The organism is Polaribacter batillariae, from assembly GCF_017498485.1.
Classification (GTDB): domain Bacteria; phylum Bacteroidota; class Bacteroidia; order Flavobacteriales; family Flavobacteriaceae; genus Polaribacter; species Polaribacter batillariae.
Genome location: NZ_CP071795.1, coordinates 1,189,001 through 1,209,603 on the forward strand (window position 1 = coordinate 1,189,001; position 20,603 = coordinate 1,209,603).

Consider the following 20,603-nt stretch of genomic DNA (forward strand, 5'->3'; position numbering starts at 1 on the left):
GATAGAAGTGTTATAGCGAGTAGGCATTTAATCTTCAAGTTGGTTTGATATATCACTTGAACTTTAGTTTGCTGCTGTTTTATTAATATTTGCTTTTTTTTTTCCAATAAAAAAGTCTGTAAGTGTTTTTGGATATTTTAACACATACTTATCTGCGACATCAAGCGTACGTTTTATCATACTTATGTCTAAAAGCACTTTCTTCTTTACAATTGGAGAAGCTTTATGGTTGGGAAGATTTTTTTTAAACGGATTGTTCATCACTCTACAGCGCTTCGTATAATTTAACTACTTTTTGTTTTGCTCTTTTAATTCGCATTTTAACAGCACTTTCGCCAATATTTAAAATCTCTTTTATTTCTTTAATGCTTTTTTCATCTTGGTATTTCATCAATAAAATCATTTTATCTGATGGCTCTATTAAAGTTAATACCTTTGCTAATTTCTTAGACTTTAATTCAAATAAACTATGGTCTTCGATTTCTTCAAAAGAATCTTCTTCTTTAATTCGATCTGTTACCACAGTTACTCTTTCTCTTTTTTTATGATGATCTCTCTGTACATAATTCACACAAAAATTATAGGTAAACGAGTACAACCAAGTCGAAAATTTAGACTTCCCTTTAAAAGTTCTTAACTTTACAAACAGTCTTACAAAAACATCTTGCATTAAATCTTCTGCCTCTTGCCTGTTTTTCGAAAAACCATAACATTTGTTATAAACTACTGTAGAAAACCTATCATATAAAGTGGCAAATAACTCTGTATTGTTGGTTCTTACTATTTCAAATACTAATTCTTCGTCGGTAATTTTGGCTGCTAGTGTTTTCAATGCTCTAAGATTTTGACACTAAGTAACAAAGTAAGTCACAATTAAACTCCCGAAAAAAGATAAGCAGTCGTTTTTTATCGGTAAATGGCAACATATTGTCTTTTTAGAAAATAGACATTTATTTATTTTAAAAAAAACAACTCTTTTTGTAACATAAAGTTCTTTTCTAACGTATAAGTAATTGTAAGCTCCTCTCAATAATCTTAAAAAAGCTTACGGATTTAGAATACATGAGACAACTTAAAATTACTAAGCAGGTTACCAATAGAGAAACTGCATCTTTAGACAAATATTTACAAGAAATCGGGAAAGTAGATTTAATTACTGCAGACGAAGAAGTTGAATTAGCGCAGCGAATTAAAGCTGGAGATCAAAGAGCCTTAGAGAAATTAACAAAAGCAAACCTACGTTTTGTAGTTTCTGTAGCAAAACAATATCAAAATCAAGGATTAACATTACCAGATTTAATAAATGAAGGTAATTTAGGTTTAATTAAAGCCGCAAAACGTTTCGATGAAACAAGAGGTTTTAAATTTATATCTTATGCAGTTTGGTGGATTCGTCAATCTATCTTACAAGCACTAGCAGAACAATCTCGTATTGTACGTTTACCGTTAAATAAAATTGGTTCTATTAATAAAATTAACAAAATGTATGCTTTCTTAGAACAAGAAAACGAGCGCCCACCAAGTGCCGAAGAAATTGCTAAGAAATTAGACATGACTGTGAACGACGTAAAAGAATCTATGAAAAATTCTGGACGTCACGTATCTATGGATGCACCTTTAATTGAAGGCGAAGATTCGAATTTATACGATGTATTAAACTCTGGAGAATCTCCAAACCCTGATCGTAAATTATTACACGAATCTTTACGAATCGAAATTAACAGAGCCTTAGAAACACTAACACCACGTGAAGCAGATGTTGTAAAATTATATTTCGGTTTAGGAGAACACCAACCAATGACTTTAGAAGAAATTGGAGAAACTTTCGATTTAACAAGAGAAAGAGTTCGTCAAATTAAAGAAAAAGCAATTCGTAGATTAAAACACACCTCTAGAAGTAAAATTTTAATGACATATTTAGGCTAGCAATTTACAGATTGCATTAGGTATTTCACTATTGCCTACAAAATAGACAAACTCTCGAATTTATTTTCGGGAGTTTTTTTTATTAGAAACGTGAGTTCAATTTAAAAAATACTGTTTATCAAATAGTTATGATTTTTCTTTTTTAAAACAACTGTCATTTCGACCTCATGGAGAAATCTTAGGCTAAAGATAAGATTTCTCAACTACACTGCGTTTCGTTCGAAATGACAATATACTGATTTTTAAATAGATATTATACCATTTACCATTTGAAAATCCTGTAATAAATTGCCTTTTTTTCTTTCTATTTCAGAATAAAAAAACCGTAGCTAAGGCTATGCTTTCGTTTTCTTCTTTATATAAAAACCATCAATTTCTTTTCCAGTAATACCAAACAATAACTGGTATTATGAATATTATATCGAAATCATGTTAGAAGCTATTTCCTGCTTGGAATTTATCTTGAGCGAAGTCGAAAGGCTATATCTTTTCTTCATTCTTCAGAAAAGGATGCCCTTTCAATTAGAGCTAAACCTGTTTATAAACTATTACAATTAACAAAAACCTTGTTATTTCCTAGGAAACATATACTATAATACTCACGCTTAAGTGAGACGCTTCTAACATTACAAACATGAAGATATAATGAAAATAATAGCAGTTTTTAATCATCATTTTAATGAAATATGAAGAGCATTCAACTTTGAGACTTTGCGACATTTCGAGCAAAAATTTAATTACCTTTGTAAAAAATAACATTACAATCAAAAAAAAATAATGAGTAATTTAATTGCACCTTCAATTTTAGCGGCAGATTTCGCCAACTTACAAAGAGACATCGAAATGGTAAACAATAGTGAAGCAGACTGGTTTCACATTGACATTATGGATGGCGTTTTTGTACCCAACATTTCTTTTGGAATGCCCGTTTTAAAAGCAATTACCAAACACGCTAAAAAAAACAATAGATGTGCATTTAATGATTGTAAATCCGGACCAATACATACCAACCTTTGCAGAGTTAGGTGCAGAGATTTTAACAGTTCACTACGAAGCTTGTACACATTTGCATAGAACTGTACAAGCCATAAAAGCTGCAGGGATGAAAGCAGGAGTTGCTCTAAACCCACATACACCCATTGCTGTTTTAGAAGATATTATCGCAGAATTAGATTTGGTTTGTTTAATGAGTGTAAACCCAGGTTTTGGCGGGCAATCTTTTATAGAAAATACCTACAAAAAAACAGCTCAATTAAAACACTTAATCGAATTCTCGAAATCTAGCTGCCGAATAGAAATTGATGGTGGTGTTACCAACAAAAACGCCAACGAATTAATCGAAGCTGGAGCCAATGTTTTGGTGGCTGGAAGTTACGTTTTTGGTTCAGAAAATCCAACAGAAACCATTGCCGATTTAAAAAACATAATCGAATAATCGAATAATTGTTATATGCAGTTACAGACATAGAAACCACAGGAAATGGATATAAAGGTCATAAAATAACCGAAATATCCATTTTAATTTTCGATGGAAAAGTAGTGGTTAACGAGTTTACATCTTTAGTAAATCCAGAACAAAATATTCCTCCTTTTATAACCAATTTAACTGGCATAACAAATGCCATGGTTAGAAACGCACCCAAGTTTTACGAAATTGCAAAACAAGTAGAAGAAATTACGCAAGACACCATTTTTGTTGCGCATAATGTTAATTTCGATTACAATATTATAAAAGAAGAATTCAAGCGATTAAGTTTCGATTTTAAACGTAAAAAACTATGTACAGTTCGTTTGTCTAGAAAAATAATTCCGGGGTTGCGATCTTATAGTTTGGGCAATATTTGTAGTGCCGAAAATATTCCAATTAATGGAAGACATAGAGCAAAAGGAGATGCAGAAGCAACCGTAGAATTATTTCGAAAAATTATAGAAAGAGACACCAATTTTACAATTAATTCTTTTTTAAACCCGAAATCGAGACAAGCGACACTACCTCCGCTTTTAGATAAAAAAATAGTAACCTGAGTTCGATTAATAAATTGTCAACTGATTAGACTTTACAGTCTGATATTTTATAGCAGGTTTTTTTGGTAAAAAGCTATATGCAATAAGACCTGCGATTATGTTTGACAAGAAATTAGTAAAACTTCTATGTCTAGAATGTTCAATTTGACAAATATTTTTGAGTTCGTCATTTACGGTTTCAATAACAGAGCGTTTACGCAGTAAAATTTTATCACTCATTGTCATTAAAGAATTCTTCATATTGTTTTTAATATGAGTAATTAAATGCAATCCATCAGCAAAAAGTAACTGCATTAAATCTTTTCCAACATAACCTTTGTCCGCATATAACTTACCATAAATTTTATCTAAAAAAGACTTCTTTTTTAATGGCGTTCTATCATCAACATTAGCTTGGGTTATGCAGAAGTTTAGGATTTCACCTTTATCATTTATAACGATATGCAATTTAAAGCCATGGAACCATCCTATAGTGGATTTTCCAGTGGTTGCAATGCCTTTAAATACTTTATTATTCTTAATTCGTTTGGGGCTGCAAACTCTAACAGGTGTAGAATCTACAAAAGAAATACCCGTAGAATTACCTAAACAACATGTCTTTAAAAATAAAGTCATTGGCATGAGGTTTTGCTGCATGAGTTCTGTAAATCTATTGTATGAAACTGTAGCTGGGAAATCATCTTGCATATGCTTTTGCAAGTAATACACGTAAAAGTGTTTAAAGGTCCTAAAACCACTAAGCTGAAACAAAATGGTAATGGTAATTACCTCGCTATTTGACATAACACTGGGACGTTTTGATGGATTGCCTAAAAGGTGTTTACTGACTATTTGGTCATATTCTTTACAAAATTCATCAACAAGACAGAAAATTTCAGTAATTTTAGAGTAGATTATCATAGATAGATTTTTAGATTAATAAATTGAAATTCAATACTTTAATTTACTGAAAATCTATCTTTTTTACTAGAAAAAAATGCCTAAATTTTAATCGAACTCAGGTTAGTAGATAATTTACCCGAAAAACATGGTGTTTATTATTTTAAAAACATTCGAAAAGAAATTATTTATGTTGGCAAAGCCAATAACATAAAACAACGTGTAATTAGCCATTTTTACAATCGAAAGAAAAAAGAACAAGAAATGTGTATGGAAATCGCACAGGTTTCTTATACAGAAACCGGAAGCGAGTTACTAGCGTTATTGTTAGAATCTTCAGAAATAAAACATCGATATCCAAAATACAACCATGCACAAAAACACAATAGAGAAGCAATTGGGCTTTTTACTTACGAAGACCAAAAAGGCATTATTCATTTGGCTTTTAACAAACTAAAGTTGACTCCAAACCCAATTATGAGTTTCTTTTCTCTTACTGCTTGCAGAACGTTTTTAGAAAAACTTTGTCAAGAATTTGAATTGTGCCCTAAATATTGTCATTTACAAACAAATGTTACCCGTTGTTTTCATCATCAAATTAAAGAATGTAGAGGCATTTGTTGCGATAAAGAAACTGTAGAAAGTTATAATAAACGAGTGCAAGAAGCCATTATTTCTGTAAGTATTGGTTCTAAAAATTTAGTTTTAAAAGAATCTGGAAGAACTGCAAACGAAATTGGTTTTGCATTGATTTTAAATGGAAGCTACAAAGGTTTTGGTTATTTAGATACAGGCCAAGATGCACTATTAGAAAATCCGGAAGATTATCAGTTTTTTGTACAACCACAGAAAGACAATAGCGATATTCAAAAAATATTGAGGGCTTACATTCATAAAAACAAATAAAGAATTTCTTGAAATCAACAATCCTCATAAGAGTCATAGAGGTATTTTGCTCGTTTTATTTTTGCTTAAAAAGGTCAAAAAAAAATGTTGTATTTAAATTCTCGTTCTCACAGGAATAACAATTTCAAAGATAAACTCGAGCCAAAGCCTCTAGAAATTCTTTTAGATTAAATGGTTCTTTAAATGTAGTAATAATTTCTGGGGAACGTCTTCTATTGGTAACTTTAGAAGATGGCATAATTGTAGATAAACGAACTTCTAAGCACCAATAAAGAGAGAAACCAAAAAGCCTCTCTCTATCTCTTTTTAAAAACTAAAATTGTGCAATTAAGTAATTAATTAAATCTGTAGTTGTAACGATACCTACTAATTCACCTTCTTTTACTACAGGAAGTGCATGAAATTCTTTCTTAGATAATAATTCTGATACTTCTTTAATTGTTGTATCTGGAGATACTATGCAAACATCTTTAGCCATTACTTGATTGATTGTAAACATGTCGTACACGAATGTATCTACATTCTTTTCGTCTTCGGTTATATCTGCAAAACTAATTCGTAAAATGTCGGTATAGCTTAACATTCCAATAATTTCTTTATTTCGAACTACAGGTATGTGTCTAATTTTTTTCTCTTTAAATAGTTTCTCTGCTTTTTCTAAACTATCAGAGCTACTTAACGTAACTAATTTTTTAGACATAATTTCTGATACTGGTGTTCTTTTTTTCATGACATTTGTTTTAAAGTTCTTGAACAAATTTCAGAAAAAACAAAAAAAATATGCATGATTTTTATCATTTGAGAATTGTTTCTTTAGTCGTATTTTGTAACAAACACGAAAAATATTCTAAAAATAAAAAACGAGGCTGTCACAAAAGTAAATTTAACTGTTATTTTTAGCATTACTAAAATCAAAATATATTTTGATTGAAAGTAGCTAACGAAGTTATCGAGAAATTTAAGATATTGAAATTCAATAAATAAGATTTCTCCATTACCGTCGAAATAACAAGTTTTAATATTTTCGAGACAGCCTCGTTTTTTTGTGACTGCGAAGGGATTCGAACCCCCAACCCTCAGAGCCGAAATCTGATATTCTATCCAATTGAACTACGCAGCCTTTTTTAATTTCTACAGATGTAGCAATCTATTTTATTTATTTTGTCAAATATTTTTTTACCAACATAGAAATTGTTTTTCCATCTGCTTGGCCTGCCAATTCTTTAGAAACCATCCCCATTACTTTTCCCATATCTTTCATTCCAGAAGCTCCTACTTCATCAATGGTAGAAATTACAACCGCTTCTATTTCTTCTTCTGTTAAGGCTTCTGGTAAAAATTGTTCTAAAACTGCAATTTCTGCTAGTTCTGGCTCGGCCAAATCTTCTCTGCCTTGTTTTACGAAAATTGCTACACTGTCTTTTCTTTGTTTTACTTGTTTCTGGATAATTTTTATTTCTTGGTCTTCTGTTAATTCTGCTTGAACTCCAGTTTCTGTTTTTGCCAATAAAAAAGCCGATTTTACAGCTCTTAAAGCTTGTAAAGCAAGGGTATCTTTCGCTTTCATTGCTTCTTTCATTTTATCCATTACTTGTTTTTGCAAACTCATATTTTTAGTTTTTACGTCTTAAATTTAGTTCAAGATTTTTATTAATTATTTATTTTTCTTCAATTTTTTTAAATACAAAACATTTTTGTTATAATCTATAAATGCTTTGCCGCTTTGTAAAATATCTGCGCCAATAATACCATCTACTTCTTTTGCATTGTGCTGTATTAAAGCCGTATTTACATGCGACAAATCGAATAATACCAAATTTAATTTCTTGGTTTTCCAGCCACCAATTTTTAGTGAATTATTTTCAGATAATTGCGTTTCCATATCTGTTGCCCCTGCACCTGCGGCTTTTGTTTCGCTATCTTCTGCGATTAATTTAAAATTTTCTACGGCATTTAAACCTACACAAGAGTTAGAGGCTCCAGTATCTAAAATAAAACGCCCTTTAACTCCGTTAATTTTTGCTTTTAATTCTAAATGATTTGTTGCAATTTTCTTTAACGAAATTTTTACATACTTGTTCTTTTTTAAAATTTTTTCTAAACGTTTCATATAAATTTATAAGATTTCAAAAATACAATTTAAAATTTTGATTTGATTTCAATTTTATAATTTCTTATCTTTAGTGAACTAAATTAATTGATAATGAAAACTTCTAAAAGATTAGAACAGGCATTAATTAAATTATATAATGCTTACCATAATAATAAGTTGAATCCAGAAGATTGTACAGCTTGTGCAGTTGGTAATATTTTAGATAATCTTGATAGTTGGAAACATTTGTCGAATGAACACGGTTCTTTGCAATTGAATTATGTAGGAAGCGTGCATCAAAATTTAGGAAGAAAGTTTAATGGGTATTCTCCGTTAGAAATTTTACAAATAGAAAAAGTGTTTTTAGATGCTTGTGGTTTTAAAACGCCTCTTTGCCATTATAACAAAAGACCACAAAACCCTACTTCTAAAAAAGTATTGTTTAATGGTCTTTGTGCAGTAGTTGAGCTATTGTGCAAATTCGATAATGTTTCTAATGTAATGGACTATTCTCGCTTATTTGAATGTGAAAATAATGAACCCAAATATCATCTCAAAACATTTTTAATGTCTTAGGTTTTTAAAAGTGATTCTTTTTTAAAACTTGAATCCAACAAAATTTTTAAACATTTTCTTTTCACCACTTTCGATAGTGACCAAAAACAGTTTGATAGTTTAGTTTTTCTTTACTAAAGAACACATTTCAACAGGTAAATATTCCTATTGAGTACCTGTTTTTAATGTACAGAGAATAGCGTTAACAATCTCACAAAGAGGTACTTTAGGTTTAAATCTTCTTTTTGGCAGTGGTAAATAGGGAAGTATTTCTAATTCTATCATTATTTTTGTTGAGTACTTGGTACACTGGGTTATAATTTTATGTTTCGCAACAAAATTATCTACAACCCTATAACTTTTAACTAAAAAAAGTTAAGATGACTTCAGGTAAAAAAGTATTGTTTGGATAATATGTACCCGTTTTTTAATCTGCTTATGGCCATCTCGATTTAACCAATTTAAAAATATTAAAATTAATTTATGTAGCCAAAAAAATGGAGGTTTAACAAAAAACCAATTCAAAAATGAATTGGTTTTTTTTAAATAATTTATTTCAATTTGAAGTTTATCCTCCAAAGTCATCAAAACGAATGTTTTCATCTGGAATACCAAAATCTTCACCCATTTTTTGTACAGCTTTGTTCATTAATGGTGGCCCACAGAAATACAATTCGATGTCTTCTGGTGCTTCATGGTGGTTTAAGTAATTATCGATTACACAGTTGTGAATAAAGCCAACAAAACCATCACCTTCGTCATTTATATCTTTTTTTACTTTCCAATTATCTTCTTCTAAAGGCTCTGAAAGTGCCATGTAAAATTTAAAGTTAGGAAAATCTTTTTCTAATGATTTAAAGTGATCGATATAAAATAATTCTCTTTTAGAACGACCTCCATACCAATACGTTACTTTTCTACCTGTTTTTAAGGTTTTAAATAAGTGGTATAAATGAGAACGCATAGGCGCCATTCCTGCACCACCACCTACATATAGCATTTCTGCATCAGATTCATTGATAAAAAACTCTCCATAAGGTCCCGAAATTACACATTTATCGCCTTTCTTTAAATTAAAAATGTAAGAAGAAGCAACTCCTGGATTTACATCCATCCAACCATTTTTTGCTCTATCCCAAGGTGGCGTTGCAATACGTACATTTAACATAATTTCTCTTCCTTCTGCTGGGTAAGAGGCCATGGAATAAGCACGTTCTACTGTTTCATCATTTTTCATTACCAAAGGCCAAAGACCAAATTTATCCCATTCTGCCTGAAACTTATCGGGAGTTTCATGTTCTTCTGGATGTGCAGTAATGTCTATATCTTTATAATTTACGGTACAAGGAGGTATTTCAATTTGAATATATCCACCCGCTTTATACCCCATATCTTCTGGGATTTCTACTACAAATTCTTTAATAAAAGAGGCTACGTTATAGTTTCTTACCACAACAGCATCCCATTTTTTTATTCCAAAAACTTCTTCTGGAATGGTAATATTCATGTCTTGTTTTACCTTGACTTGGCAAGCCAAACGTGCACCTTCTTTTAATTCTTTTCTAGAAAAGTGAGGAACTTCTGTTGGTAAAGCTTCTCCTCCACCAGAATTTACATGGCATTCGCATTGAATACACGTTCCACCTCCACCACAGGCAGATGGTAAGAAAATTTTATTATTACCTAAAGTAGATAGTAAAGAGTCTCCTGAAGCCACTTCTATTTCTCTTTCTCCATTAATCATAATTTTTACGGGTCCAGATGGCGATAATTTTTGTTTTACAACCAATAATATTGTAATTAATAATAAAGCGATTATTAAAAATGCTACTACTGTTGCGATTACAGTTCCTGTAGTTCCTGCTGCTAAAATCATATTAATTTATAGTTTTAGTATTTTTTGCTATTTCTTCTTTTTCTTTTTGTACTTGCACTTTTTCAGTAGTAACTTCTGGTTCTGTAGAAGGTTCTCCTTCTTCATCTCCTCCAGTTAACATTCCTCCAAAACTTAAGAAACCTATACCCATTAAACCTGTAATAATAAAAGTAATTCCTAAGCCTCTTAATGCTGGTGGAACGCTTGAGTATCTAATTTTCTCACGAATGGCTGCAATGGCTAAAATTGCTAAAAACCAACCAATTCCAGATGAAATTCCGTAATTAAATGCCAAACCTAAAGTTTCGATTTCTCTTGCTTGCATAAATAAAGAACCTCCTAAAATTGCACAGTTTACAGCAATTAATGGTAAGAAAATACCTAATGAGTTGTATAATGATGGTGAAAATTTCTCTACAATTATCTCTACCAATTGCACCATGGTTGCAATGGTTGCGATAAACATAATAAAAGAAAGGAAACCTAAATCGTAGTCTGCATATTCATCACCTAACCAAACTAATGCACCTGGTTGTAATAAATATTGATCTAATAGCCAGTTTAAAGGAACTGTTATTGCCAATACAAAAATTACTGCAGCTCCTAAACCAACTGCTGTTGCTACTTTTTTAGATACGGCTAAGTATGAACACATACCTAAGAATACCGCAAACACCATATTATCAATAAAAATTGATTTGAAAAATAATTCTACGTGCTCCATAATTTATAGTTTTCAGTTTTCAGTATCAGTAATCAGTTAGCTTTTTACTGCAAACTGCGACTGCTACTGTAAACTTATTTGTTAATCTTCTATTAGTGCTTTGTTTCTACTTCTTTGTACCCAGATAATCAATCCAACAATAATTAACGCCATTGGTGGCATTAACATAAAACCGTTGTTTTCATACCCTGTTGCATATAGTCCTGTTTTTTTAATTGAATCTCCTAAAACTGGAATTCCGAATAAAGTTCCAGAACCTAATAATTCTCTAAAGAAACCAACAATTATTAAAATAACGGCGTATCCTAACGCATTTCCTATTCCGTCTAAGAAAGATTTCCAAGGTCCGTTTGCCAAAGCAAAAGCTTCAAAACGTCCCATAATAATACAGTTTGTAATAATTAACCCAATAAATACAGAGAGTGTTTTACTTAATTCGTAAGCAAATGCCTTTAAAACTTGATCTACAATAATTACTAAAGAAGCAACTACAATTAGCTGTACAATAATTCTAATTTTAGAAGGAATAATGTTTCTCATTAAAGAGATTACAACATTACCAACTCCTAATACAAACAATACTGCAACGCCCATTACTAAAGAAGCTTTTAACTCTGCAGTAATTGCTAATGCAGAACAAATACCTAATACTTGAATGGTAATTGGGTTATTGTCTGCTAATGGATCTGTGATTAACTTTGTGTCTTTTTTTGAAAGTAGTCCCATCTTAGTTTTTATTTTTTAAATTTTGGAAGTATGGTAAATACAACTTTAAATCTTTTTTTATCATTGCAGCAACACCATCTCCAGTAATGGTTGCTCCTGCTAAAGCATCTACTTCATGATCGTCTTTATCTTCATTTAATGGATCGTTATTTCCTTTAGCAACTGTAATACCTTTGAAAACACCAGCATCTGTCAATAATTTTTCACCATAAAAATCGTCCATAAAATAGCGCTGTTTTATGTTAGCTCCTAAACCTGGTGTTTCTCCTGCGTGATCGAAAAATACACCTTTTACAACCATATCTTTATCTAAAGCAACATAGCCCCAAATAGCATCCCAAAGACCTTTACCTCTAATTGGTGCTACATAAACTGTTTGTCCTTCTTGTTCTCCTATAAATAAAGGCAAAAATCTCGATTTGCCGTTTTTAGCTCTGGTTTGTTGTTTTTTAACATCAATTAAATACGGTTCTTTTTTGTTGTTAGCTGCCATGAACTCTTCACGATTCATTTCTTTAAGAATTTTACCGTCTTTAACTTCTAAAACAATTTGTTCAGAAATTTTAGTTGAAAAAATCTCAGCTACTTTATCTGTAGAAACAAATGTGATGCTTCCTTCTTCATTTTCGTTAACACCCATTGCATACAAAATATTTTGTTGCTTTTCCATTCGTTCGTTTTCCTTAATAGTTGGTTTTAACGACGATGCTGTGAATGCTAATAACGAACCAACGATTACCACCATAACAATGGCAAAAATAATTGTATAACTATTACTATCTGTTTTATTACTCATAATTAAGCAGTTTTAGCTTTTAAACGTTTCATTCTTTTCTTAACGTTTCCTTGCACCACGTAATGATCTATGGTTGGTGCGAATACATTCATTAATAAAATGGCTAAGAATACTCCTTCTGGATATGCTGGGTTAAATACGCGAATCATAATCGACAAGAAACCAATTAGAAAACCGTAAATCCACTTTCCTTTATTTGTTTGTGATGCTGTTACAGGGTCTGTTGCCATATAAACTGCACCAAATGCCAAACCACCAATCATTAAGTGTTCCCACCAAACAGTGCTCATTAATCCGTAAAATTTACTGGATTCTGTGATGATATTTGCGGCAACAACTTGGTTGAAAATAAAGCCCATTACTGCTGCTCCTAAAAATGTTGAAACAATAATTCTCCAGCTTCCAATTTTTGTAAAAATTAAAAATGCTGCACCTAATAGTATTAATAATGTTGATGTTTCTCCTACAGAACCTGGTATGAATCCCATAAACTTATCCCAAGTAGAATAAATTACTTCTTGGTTTTGTGCATAACTTCCTAAGATGGTTTCTCCTGAAATTGCATCTGGAGTTCCTGTTCTTTCTACAGCATCATATACCCAAACTTTATCTCCAGACATCCAAGTTGGGTAGGCAAAGAATAAAAATGCTCTGATGGTTAAAGCAGGATTTAAAATATTCATTCCTGTTCCACCAAATACTTCTTTACCAATAACTACTCCAAAAACAACGGCAACTGCCAACATCCACAAAGGTGTGTCAACTGGTACAATTAATGGAACTAACATTCCTGTTACTAAGTAGCCTTCTTCAACTTCGTGCCCTTTTATTACTGCGAAAATAAATTCCACTAAAAGACCAACACCATAAGAAACAATTACTAATGGTAATACTTTTATGATTCCTATCCAAAGGTTATCCCAAGTTAAAAATGAACCCAATAAAGAAAACTCTGAAGTAATTCCTTGTGCTCTTTCTATAGCTGCATAATGTTGGTAACCTGCGTTAAACATTCCAAAAATTAAACAAGGAATTAAAGCCATAATTACAATATTCATTGTACGCTTTAAATCGTCTGCTGCCTTAATGTGAGTTCCTCCGTGAGTAACTTCGTTCGGTAAATATAAAAAGGTATGGATTGCATTAAACGCAGGAGCCATTTTTGTTCCTTTATATTTTTCTTTTAAATTATGTAAGTTTTGTTTTAAGCTCATAACCTTATCCTAATTCTTCTCTCATTAAATCTAAACCTTCACGAATTATCTTCTGGTGAGGTTGTTTAGATACACAAATAAATTCTGTAAGTGCAAAATCTTCTGGTGCTACTTCGTAACCGCCTAAAGCTTCCATTTCGTCTAAATCTTTATACATAAATGCTTTTAACAGCTGCATTGGGTAAATGTCTAAAGGAAATACTTGTTCGTAAGCTCCTGTTACCACGAATGCCCTGTGTTCTCCGTTTGTATTTGTATTTAAATCGAACTTTTTATTAGGTGTTAGCCAAGAAAAAGTAAGTGCCCTAGAGGTAGAAATTTTATTAAAAATTGGTTTGTTCCAACCAAAAAACTCATAATCGTCTCCTTCTGGAATCGCAGTAATTTGATTGTCGTAATAACCCAAAAATTCGTCTTCTTTTACTTCTTTTCCAGAAAGCACATTTCCGCTGATAATTCTTGTATTATCGTTATTTAAATTTCCTTTTGTAAAATCTGCAACAGTTGCTCCTGCAATTGCAGTTACGTATTGTGGCTTTTTAAATTTAGACCCTGTTAAAGCAACAGTTCTTGTTAAGTTTAACTTACCTGTTAGTAACAACTCTCCAATAACCACCAAATCTTGAGGTGCAATTACCCAAACAACTTCGCCCTTGTTAATAGGATCTATTTTTGCAATTTGAGTTCCAACATTTCCTGAAGGATGTGGCCCTGAAACCTTGTGCAGTTCTACTCCATTTAAACTTGCTAAGGGAGAATTGGCATTTGCGCCAACAGAAACATGTACTTTGCCTTCTGTTAGTTTAGAAATTGCATCTATTGCTGCTTGCAATTCTGCTGTTTTACCTGCCAAAGTATAATCTAAATCTGCAGCTAAAGGTGCACTTGCGTAAGCGGATATAAAAATTGCTTTGGGAGCCTGATTTGGATTTGCAATAACATCGTAAGGACGCTGTTTTACAAATGGCCAACAACCTGCTACTAATAAATGATTTTTCACTTCTTCTGCAGACATAGAATCTGCATTTTTAATGCCAAAATCTTTATAAGTTTGTGTTGCATCTGCAGAAATTTTAACTGCTAATACTTTTCTTCTTGCTCCACGAACAACCTCTACTACTTTACCAGAAACCGGACTTGGAAATAAAAGGCGTTCGTCGCTTTTCGAATGAAAAAGTACTTCTCCTGCTTTTACTTCTGTGCCTTCTTTAGCAATAAGTTTGGGTGTTATTCCGTGAAAGTCTTCTGGCTTAACTGCGTAAATACTACTTTGTGTACTATTCGTAGTAGTTTTTTCTGCAACGCCAACAAGCTTAATATCTAAGCCTTTTTTAATACGAATGTCTTTTGACATAGTAAATTGGAATATTTAGTTATCTAAAAAAATCATGCAAAAATAAAGATTTTGAGGGTTAAGAGTGATATATTTTGATGGTAATCTTACTGAATTATTCTTATTTATAATAATTCTAAATAAATATTTTTTTGAAATCGTTATCTCTCTATTTTTTTGGCTTAAAAATTGATGATTCTAAGAAATGATTGGTATTTTTGTAAACATGTTTAAAAAAAAATTACTCCTTTTTTTTCTGATTTCGATTCAATTTTTGAACGCCCAGAATATTAAAACCATTCAATTAAGACCTTTGCAAGAAAATAATTTTTCGGCAATTGTACCTTTAGGAACCGTTTTAGAACTGTCTTTTGATGATTTAGATGCAGACAACAAAAGTTATCAATACAAAATTGAGCATATGACTCACGATTGGCAAAAAAGCAGATTGCTTTCTAGCCAATATATAGATGGTTTTGACCAAAACACCATTATCGATGTTACAAATTCGTTCAATACACTTCAAAATTACACGCATTATTCTGTAAAAATTCCGAATACGAATTCTATCATTACTAAAAGTGGAAACTATCTTTTATCGGTTTTAGATGCTTATGACGATGTTGTTTTTACAAGACGCTTCGTTATGTACGAAAACGCCACTACAATTGGGGTTTCTGTTACTAGAAGTAGAGATACAAAAACGTTAAATACACAACAAACTGTTCAGTTTTCGGTAAATCATCCAAATATTCGCATTAATAATCCGAATCAAGAAATTAATGTCGCCATTATAAAAAATAACAATTGGAACGAAACAATCACAAATTTACAACCCACTTTTTTTAAACCCAATCAGTTATTATACACCTACACAAACAAAACAAATTTCTGGGGAGGAAATGAATATTTAAATTTCGACAGTAAAGTAATAAGAAGTAGAAGTTTAAATATTGTAAAAATTACCAACGACAATCTCTTTAACCTTTATATTTATCCGTTTAAGTACAATCCGTTTAAAGAATACACGTATAATCCAGATATTAACGGACAGTTTATAATTAGAACTTTAGAGGCAAATGACCCAAAAACTGAAGCAGATTATGCAGCAATGCATTTTACTTTAGAAGTGGAAGCACCTTTTAAAAACAAGGAAGTATATGTATATGGTGCTTTTAATAATTTTGAAATATCTGCAGACAATAAAATGTATTATAACGAGAAAAACCAAACTTACAATGCTCGCATTTTATTAAAACAAGGTTTTTATAATTATACATTTGCTACTTTAGGAAAAGATAACTTTGTAAATACGAACGAAATTAACGGAACTTTCTTTGAAACGGAAAATGTTTATAACGTTTTAGTTTATTACAAACCTTTGGGCGGCTTATATGATAGAGTAATTGGTGTTGGTACTGGATTTTTCAATCAAAATAGATAGTTGTTCGCCTCCTTTTTTCCCTTAAATTAATTAAAAAATAAAAATTACAGTCGCGAATTTGTTTGGTTTCTTCAAAAAAACTACATTTACTATGTATTATGATACAGCAAATTACAAAAGGAATTAAAATTTCTGTTGCAACAGAATACAATGGTACAAGTTTAAGAAACACAAAATTGTATCATATTTTTGCGTACGAAATTACCATTGAGAACAAAAGCAGCAATACTGTAAAGCTTACAGATCGTTTTTGGAAGATTTACGATTCTTTAAACCCTACAGAAATTGTGAGTGGAGAAGGCGTTGTTGGCCAAACCCCCACTTTAAAACCTAATGATATTTACACCTATACTTCTGGTTGTTTTTTGGAATCGAACATAGGTGCTATGAAAGGGTTTTACACCATGATAAACCTAAATAATTACGACCAATTTAAAGTATTTATACCAACTTTTCAGCTAATAACACCTGTACTATTAAACTAATAAAATCTAAAAAGAAACTTGTAAAAATTGAAGATCCAGAATGTTTAAATTGTGGACATCCGTTTAACGGACAGGAAAAATTTTGCCCAGATTGCGGACAAGCAAACAAAGGCAATAGCATTACTTTTAAGAATTTTATCCACGAAGTATTTAACGGATTATTTAATTTTGATGCCAAATTTTGGAATACCTTTATTCCTCTTTTAATAAACCCAGGTTCCGTTTCACGAAATTATATCGACGGAAAAAGACAAAGATATTCCAATCCTTTTCGTTTTTATTTAACAGTTTCTATTGTTTTCTTTTTAATTGTTGGTATTTACAGTACTAAAGAAAAATATAAATCTCTTGCAAAAGAAAGCAAAGCGAATATAAAGGAAGTTATAAAGGAAGAAAATTCTAACAAAAAATTACAGGAAAAAGACATCGATTCTATTAAAAAAGAGTTAGACAAAAAGATGAAAAACTCTTATATACCTATTCCTGAAAGTACTCGTAAAAACATTTTAAAAGAGGTAGAAAAAGAAGCAAGAGATACCTTAAAAACAAAATATGAAAGTGGCAACATAAAGTTTTATCTAGGAAATGATTCTAAATTAGATAAGTTTATGAGATATCAGAAAAAATACCCTAACTCTAATATAGATGTAGCACTAGATTCTTTGGGTTACGATAAAAATTTTACAAATCGATTTTTATATACAAGAGTTGTAACATTAAACTCTCTTACTAAAAAAGATAATAGAGACCATTTTTTTAGTCAGTTATTATCTTATGGCTCTGTTGCTTTGTTTGTTTTTTTACCATTTTTTACCCTATTTTTAAAACTGTTTTACATTCGTAGAAAATATACTTATGTAGATCATTTAATATTTGTATTTCATGTGCAAACAGTATTTTTTATGCTGTTTTCAATTTATTTTTTGTTAGAAATATTTGGCGCAAATCCTGCGTTATGGATATTTACAATTCTCTTTTTAGTGTATTTATTTATTGCGATGAAGAAATTCTACGAGCAAGGATATTTTAAAACTTTTATCAAATTTTTATTATTAAATTTTAATTATTTAATAGTAGCAATTATTGGGGTTGTAGTTGTTCTTCTTATTTCCTTTGCGATCTACTAAATCGTTATTTTTCAAGAAAATCGATATAACTCATATCAATTTCTGAAGCAATTTTCTTTACTGAAGTAATACTTACAGTTTCTACAAATTCTCTTTTCATTTTTGGTGAAATATCGATAGTACCTAGTGTTTCGTTTTTATGAAATGCGACAATTTCTTGTTGATTGTATTCTTTATGATGCTCTAAAAAATCGGCAAACCATCTTTTTCTAAGCTCCTTCATTTCGTTAGAATACAATGTAGAAGAAGACCATATTTTGGGTTCTTGGGGTAGTTTTTGAAAATGTTTTGTTTCTCCATTCCAAACCAATTCGTAAGTTGCTAAATTTACAGTCCAATCTACAAAAACCAATGTAAACGGCTCTATATCTGTAAAATCGAATGTTTTTATATAATGAAGTGCCTGGTTGTTGGTAAGAATATTTTTTACAATAATTCCACGACTCATTTTATAAGAACTTTTTCTTTTATGAATTGTAAAACCTCCATTTAGTAGGCATACCAAGCGTTTTTTTTCACTCAAACCAATCCATGTTCCACCTGCTAATGCATCTTTTGGATAGGTAATTTCTACTCCATTTTCTATATATTTTTTAGGCGGAACTGTTTTTCTCAAAGGAGTTTCATCTCTATTAGAGGTTAAAATAAAATTATCATTATCAAGAGGTAAATACGTAACTGTGCACATTTAAAATAGCTTAAAAAAATTCATTCTAAAAAGGAACGAAATCGTTTGATTAAAATTGTAACTTTGCAACTTCAAAATTAGTAGATTAAAATTTAAAAATAGACAAAATGGCAAGAGGATTTTTTAATGTTCCAACAGCAGTTAACGAACCAGTAAAAGCATATGCTCCTGGCTCTCCAGAAAGAGAAGAGTTATTAGCGACTTATAAGGAAATGTACAAAAGTAATGTTGATGTGCCAATGCATATTAATGGAGAAGAAGTAAGAACAGGAAATACCAAAAATATTACACCTCCTCATGACCATAAGCATGTTATTGGGCAATATCATATCGCAGAAAAAAAACACGTGAACGAAGCCATTGCTACAGCATTAGCTGCAAGAGAAGCTTGGTCTAGCGTTAGTTGGATGGAGCGTGCTTCTATTTTCTTAAAAGCTGCAGAGTTATTAGCAGGACCTTATAGAGCTAAGATGAATGCATCTACGATGCTTGCTCAATCTAAAAACGTACATCAAGCAGAAATTGATGCCGCTTGCGAAATGATAGATTTTTTCCGTTTTAATGTGCAATATATGACAGATATTTTTAAAGATCAGCCAGCATCTGCACCAGGAATTTGGAACCGAGTTGAATACAGACCTTTAGAAGGATTTGTTTATGCAATTTCTCCCTTTAACTTTACTTCTATTGCTGCAAATTTGCCTGCTTCAGCCGCTTTAATGGGTAATGTTGTGGTTTGGAAACCATCTGACCATCAAGCATATTCTGCACAAGTAATTGTAGATTTATTTAAAGAAGCTGGTTTGCCAGATGGCGTAATAAATGTTGTTTACGGAGATCCTGTAATGATTTCTGATACTGTTTTAGCTTCTCCAGATTTTTCTGGATTGCATTTTACTGGTTCTACACATGTTTTTAAAAATCTTTGGAAACAAATTGGTAACAATATTCACAACTACAAAACATACCCTAGAATTGTTGGAGAAACTGGCGGAAAAGATTTTATTTGGGCACACAATTCTGCAAATCCTTTACAAATTGCAACTGCAATTACTAGAGGTGCTTTCGAATATCAAGGACAAAAATGTTCTGCAGCTTCGCGTTCTTACATTCCTAAATCTTTATGGGCAGATGTTAAAAAACATTTAATGGCACAAACCGCTGAATTAAAAATGGGTTCTCCAGAAGACCCTTCGAACTTTGTAAACGCAGTAATTCATGAAGCTTCTTTCGATAAAATTGCAAGCTATATAGATGCTGCAAAAGAAGACAAAGATGCTGAAATAATTATTGGTGGAAACTACGATAAATCTGTAGGATATTTTATAGAACCAACAGTAATTGTAAGCAATTCTCCCAAATATGCAACCATGTGTACAGAGCTATTTGGTCCAGTAATGACAGTTTATGTATATGAAGATGAAGAATGGGAAGCTTCTTTAAAGCTGGTAGATGAATCTACAGAATACGCTTTAACGGGTGCAATTTTCTCTACAGATAGATATATTGTAGAAAAGGCTTCTAAAGCGTTAGAAAACGCTGCCGGAAACTTTTATATTAACGACAAACCTACTGGAGCTGTTGTTGGGCAACAACCATTTGGAGGCGCAAGAGCTTCTGGAACAAATGACAAAGCAGGTTCTGCACAAAATTTATTACGCTGGACTTCTGTTAGGTTAATTAAAGAAACATTTGTAACTCCACAAGATTACAAATACCCTTTCTTAGGATAAAAAACAGGTTTCTTTAAAACACAAAAAAGAAGCTGTCTCGAAAGTATTAAAATTTGTCATTTCGACTGTAATTT

The 20,603-nt window shown here is 31.4% G+C and carries 20 protein-coding genes, 1 tRNA gene and 3 pseudogenes; 10 read left to right on the forward strand and 14 right to left on the reverse strand.

All coding sequences use genetic code 11. The features are described 5' to 3' along the window. Window positions 1-63: 63 nt before the first annotated feature. Window positions 64-264 (reverse strand): hypothetical protein, encoded by a 201-nt coding sequence (locus tag JL193_RS05210; protein WP_437440085.1) that lies wholly within the window; start codon window positions 262-264, stop codon window positions 64-66. A gap of 1 nt (window position 265) precedes the next feature. Beyond that, window positions 266-832, reverse strand: coding sequence for an RNA polymerase sigma factor (locus JL193_RS05215; protein WP_207972797.1), 567 nt, complete (start codon window positions 830-832; stop codon window positions 266-268). A gap of 230 nt (window positions 833-1,062) precedes the next feature. On the opposite strand from JL193_RS05215, the gene JL193_RS05220 reads away from it, so the two are divergent. The 3 genes and pseudogenes from JL193_RS05220 to JL193_RS05230 form a co-directional block, all read left to right on the forward strand. Then, window positions 1,063-1,926, forward strand: a complete 864-nt coding sequence (locus JL193_RS05220; RefSeq protein WP_088355320.1) for a sigma-70 family RNA polymerase sigma factor — start codon at window positions 1,063-1,065, stop codon at window positions 1,924-1,926. A gap of 777 nt (window positions 1,927-2,703) precedes the next feature. Beyond that, window positions 2,704-3,361 (forward strand): annotated as a pseudogene (rpe, locus tag JL193_RS05225) (ribulose-phosphate 3-epimerase). Between the two features lie 8 nt (window positions 3,362-3,369). After that, a pseudogene (locus tag JL193_RS05230) lies at window positions 3,370-3,945 on the forward strand (3'-5' exonuclease); the annotation flags it as partial. 12 nt (window positions 3,946-3,957) lie between these two features. On the opposite strand, the gene JL193_RS05235 reads toward JL193_RS05230, so the two are convergent. Beyond that, window positions 3,958-4,851 carry an IS982 family transposase gene (locus JL193_RS05235; RefSeq protein WP_207970412.1) on the reverse strand — a complete coding sequence of 298 codons (894 nt, stop codon included), beginning with the start codon at window positions 4,849-4,851 and terminating at the stop codon, window positions 3,958-3,960. 90 nt (window positions 4,852-4,941) lie between these two features. Here JL193_RS05235 and JL193_RS05240 point away from each other — a divergent pair, with 90 nt between their 5' ends. Continuing rightward, the gene (locus JL193_RS05240) at window positions 4,942-5,736 is read left to right on the forward strand and encodes a GIY-YIG nuclease family protein (protein WP_302849925.1); all 795 of its coding nucleotides are present in this window, start codon (window positions 4,942-4,944) and stop codon (window positions 5,734-5,736) included. 313 nt (window positions 5,737-6,049) lie between these two features. Here the strand turns inward: JL193_RS05240 and JL193_RS05245 are convergent, their stop codons facing one another. From JL193_RS05245 to JL193_RS05260, 4 genes are all read right to left on the reverse strand, one after another. Continuing rightward, window positions 6,050-6,466: a CBS domain-containing protein gene (locus JL193_RS05245; protein ID WP_207972798.1), complete on the reverse strand. Its 417-nt coding sequence runs from the start codon at window positions 6,464-6,466 to the stop codon at window positions 6,050-6,052. A gap of 316 nt (window positions 6,467-6,782) precedes the next feature. After that, a tRNA-Arg gene (locus tag JL193_RS05250) sits at window positions 6,783-6,856 on the reverse strand. 36 nt (window positions 6,857-6,892) lie between these two features. Beyond that, the gene (locus JL193_RS05255) at window positions 6,893-7,345 is read right to left on the reverse strand and encodes a GatB/YqeY domain-containing protein (RefSeq protein WP_207972799.1); all 453 of its coding nucleotides are present in this window, start codon (window positions 7,343-7,345) and stop codon (window positions 6,893-6,895) included. Window positions 7,346-7,390: 45 nt separating this feature from the next. Then, window positions 7,391-7,846 (reverse strand): retropepsin-like aspartic protease, encoded by a 456-nt coding sequence (locus JL193_RS05260; protein ID WP_207972800.1) that lies wholly within the window; start codon window positions 7,844-7,846, stop codon window positions 7,391-7,393. A 93-nt stretch (window positions 7,847-7,939) separates the two neighbouring features. Here JL193_RS05260 and JL193_RS05265 point away from each other — a divergent pair, with 93 nt between their 5' ends. Beyond that, complete coding sequence (locus JL193_RS05265) at window positions 7,940-8,404, forward strand: Na(+)-translocating NADH-quinone reductase subunit F (protein ID WP_207972801.1); 465 nt, start codon at window positions 7,940-7,942, stop codon at window positions 8,402-8,404. Between the two features lie 547 nt (window positions 8,405-8,951). On the opposite strand, the gene nqrF is transcribed toward JL193_RS05265, so the two are convergent. The 6 genes from nqrF to JL193_RS05295 all read right to left on the reverse strand — a co-directional run bounded on the left by nqrF (window position 8,952) and on the right by JL193_RS05295 (window position 15,073). Next, entirely contained in the window at window positions 8,952-10,259 is a 1,308-nt protein-coding gene (gene nqrF, locus JL193_RS05270; RefSeq protein WP_207972802.1) for an NADH:ubiquinone reductase (Na(+)-transporting) subunit F, read from the reverse strand. Window position 10,260: 1 nt separating this feature from the next. Further along, window positions 10,261-10,983, reverse strand: a complete 723-nt coding sequence (nqrE, locus tag JL193_RS05275; RefSeq protein ID WP_207972803.1) for an NADH:ubiquinone reductase (Na(+)-transporting) subunit E — start codon at window positions 10,981-10,983, stop codon at window positions 10,261-10,263. Between the two features lie 81 nt (window positions 10,984-11,064). Beyond that, complete coding sequence (locus JL193_RS05280) at window positions 11,065-11,709, reverse strand: NADH:ubiquinone reductase (Na(+)-transporting) subunit D (protein WP_138536392.1); 645 nt, start codon at window positions 11,707-11,709, stop codon at window positions 11,065-11,067. A gap of 1 nt (window position 11,710) precedes the next feature. Next, window positions 11,711-12,505: a Na(+)-translocating NADH-quinone reductase subunit C gene (locus JL193_RS05285; RefSeq protein WP_207972804.1), complete on the reverse strand. Its 795-nt coding sequence runs from the start codon at window positions 12,503-12,505 to the stop codon at window positions 11,711-11,713. A gap of 2 nt (window positions 12,506-12,507) precedes the next feature. After that, complete coding sequence (locus JL193_RS05290; protein WP_207972805.1) at window positions 12,508-13,719, reverse strand: NADH:ubiquinone reductase (Na(+)-transporting) subunit B; 1,212 nt, start codon at window positions 13,717-13,719, stop codon at window positions 12,508-12,510. A gap of 4 nt (window positions 13,720-13,723) precedes the next feature. Continuing rightward, window positions 13,724-15,073 (reverse strand): Na(+)-translocating NADH-quinone reductase subunit A, encoded by a 1,350-nt coding sequence (locus JL193_RS05295; protein WP_207972806.1) that lies wholly within the window; start codon window positions 15,071-15,073, stop codon window positions 13,724-13,726. A 205-nt stretch (window positions 15,074-15,278) separates the two neighbouring features. On the opposite strand from JL193_RS05295, the gene JL193_RS05300 reads away from it, so the two are divergent. From JL193_RS05300 to JL193_RS17130, 4 genes and pseudogenes are all read left to right on the forward strand, one after another. Next, the gene (locus JL193_RS05300) at window positions 15,279-16,496 is read left to right on the forward strand and encodes a type IX secretion system plug protein (RefSeq protein WP_207973394.1); all 1,218 of its coding nucleotides are present in this window, start codon (window positions 15,279-15,281) and stop codon (window positions 16,494-16,496) included. Between the two features lie 98 nt (window positions 16,497-16,594). Beyond that, window positions 16,595-16,981, forward strand: a complete 387-nt coding sequence (gene apaG / locus JL193_RS05305) for a Co2+/Mg2+ efflux facilitator ApaG/CorD (RefSeq protein WP_207972807.1) — start codon at window positions 16,595-16,597, stop codon at window positions 16,979-16,981. A 137-nt stretch (window positions 16,982-17,118) separates the two neighbouring features. Next, window positions 17,119-17,274, forward strand: a pseudogene (locus tag JL193_RS17470) (DUF3667 domain-containing protein); the annotation flags it as partial. 165 nt (window positions 17,275-17,439) lie between these two features. Further along, a complete protein-coding gene (locus tag JL193_RS17130) occupies window positions 17,440-18,108 on the forward strand; it encodes a hypothetical protein (protein WP_243456847.1) in 669 nt (222 codons plus the stop codon). Between the two features lie 4 nt (window positions 18,109-18,112). Here JL193_RS17130 and JL193_RS05315 read toward each other — a convergent pair whose 3' ends face one another. Next, the gene (locus JL193_RS05315) at window positions 18,113-18,796 is read right to left on the reverse strand and encodes an NRDE family protein (RefSeq protein WP_207972808.1); all 684 of its coding nucleotides are present in this window, start codon (window positions 18,794-18,796) and stop codon (window positions 18,113-18,115) included. A 107-nt stretch (window positions 18,797-18,903) separates the two neighbouring features. Here JL193_RS05315 and pruA point away from each other — a divergent pair, with 107 nt between their 5' ends. Continuing rightward, window positions 18,904-20,529: an L-glutamate gamma-semialdehyde dehydrogenase gene (pruA, locus tag JL193_RS05320; protein ID WP_207972809.1), complete on the forward strand. Its 1,626-nt coding sequence runs from the start codon at window positions 18,904-18,906 to the stop codon at window positions 20,527-20,529. Window positions 20,530-20,603: the final 74 nt, after the last annotated feature.

Coding starts and splice junctions, on each gene's coding strand:
- JL193_RS05255 (WP_207972799.1), bottom strand. CDS start 7,345: ATGAGTTTGCAAAAACAAGTAATGGATAAAATGAAAGAAGCAATGAAA.
- JL193_RS05235 (WP_207970412.1), bottom strand. CDS start 4,851: ATGATAATCTACTCTAAAATTACTGAAATTTTCTGTCTTGTTGATGAA.
- JL193_RS05260 (WP_207972800.1), bottom strand. CDS start 7,846: ATGAAACGTTTAGAAAAAATTTTAAAAAAGAACAAGTATGTAAAAATT.
- JL193_RS05265 (WP_207972801.1), top strand. CDS start 7,940: ATGAAAACTTCTAAAAGATTAGAACAGGCATTAATTAAATTATATAAT.
- nqrF (WP_207972802.1), bottom strand. CDS start 10,259: ATGATTTTAGCAGCAGGAACTACAGGAACTGTAATCGCAACAGTAGTA.
- JL193_RS05300 (WP_207973394.1), top strand. CDS start 15,279: ATGTTTAAAAAAAAATTACTCCTTTTTTTTCTGATTTCGATTCAATTT.
- pruA (WP_207972809.1), top strand. CDS start 18,904: ATGGCAAGAGGATTTTTTAATGTTCCAACAGCAGTTAACGAACCAGTA.
- JL193_RS05290 (WP_207972805.1), bottom strand. CDS start 13,719: ATGAGCTTAAAACAAAACTTACATAATTTAAAAGAAAAATATAAAGGA.
- apaG (WP_207972807.1), top strand. CDS start 16,595: ATGATACAGCAAATTACAAAAGGAATTAAAATTTCTGTTGCAACAGAA.
- JL193_RS05280 (WP_138536392.1), bottom strand. CDS start 11,709: ATGGGACTACTTTCAAAAAAAGACACAAAGTTAATCACAGATCCATTA.
- JL193_RS17130 (WP_243456847.1), top strand. CDS start 17,440: ATGAAAAACTCTTATATACCTATTCCTGAAAGTACTCGTAAAAACATT.
- JL193_RS05220 (WP_088355320.1), top strand. CDS start 1,063: ATGAGACAACTTAAAATTACTAAGCAGGTTACCAATAGAGAAACTGCA.
- JL193_RS05315 (WP_207972808.1), bottom strand. CDS start 18,796: ATGTGCACAGTTACGTATTTACCTCTTGATAATGATAATTTTATTTTA.
- JL193_RS05245 (WP_207972798.1), bottom strand. CDS start 6,466: ATGAAAAAAAGAACACCAGTATCAGAAATTATGTCTAAAAAATTAGTT.
- JL193_RS05295 (WP_207972806.1), bottom strand. CDS start 15,073: ATGTCAAAAGACATTCGTATTAAAAAAGGCTTAGATATTAAGCTTGTT.
- nqrE (WP_207972803.1), bottom strand. CDS start 10,983: ATGGAGCACGTAGAATTATTTTTCAAATCAATTTTTATTGATAATATG.
- JL193_RS05285 (WP_207972804.1), bottom strand. CDS start 12,505: ATGAGTAATAAAACAGATAGTAATAGTTATACAATTATTTTTGCCATT.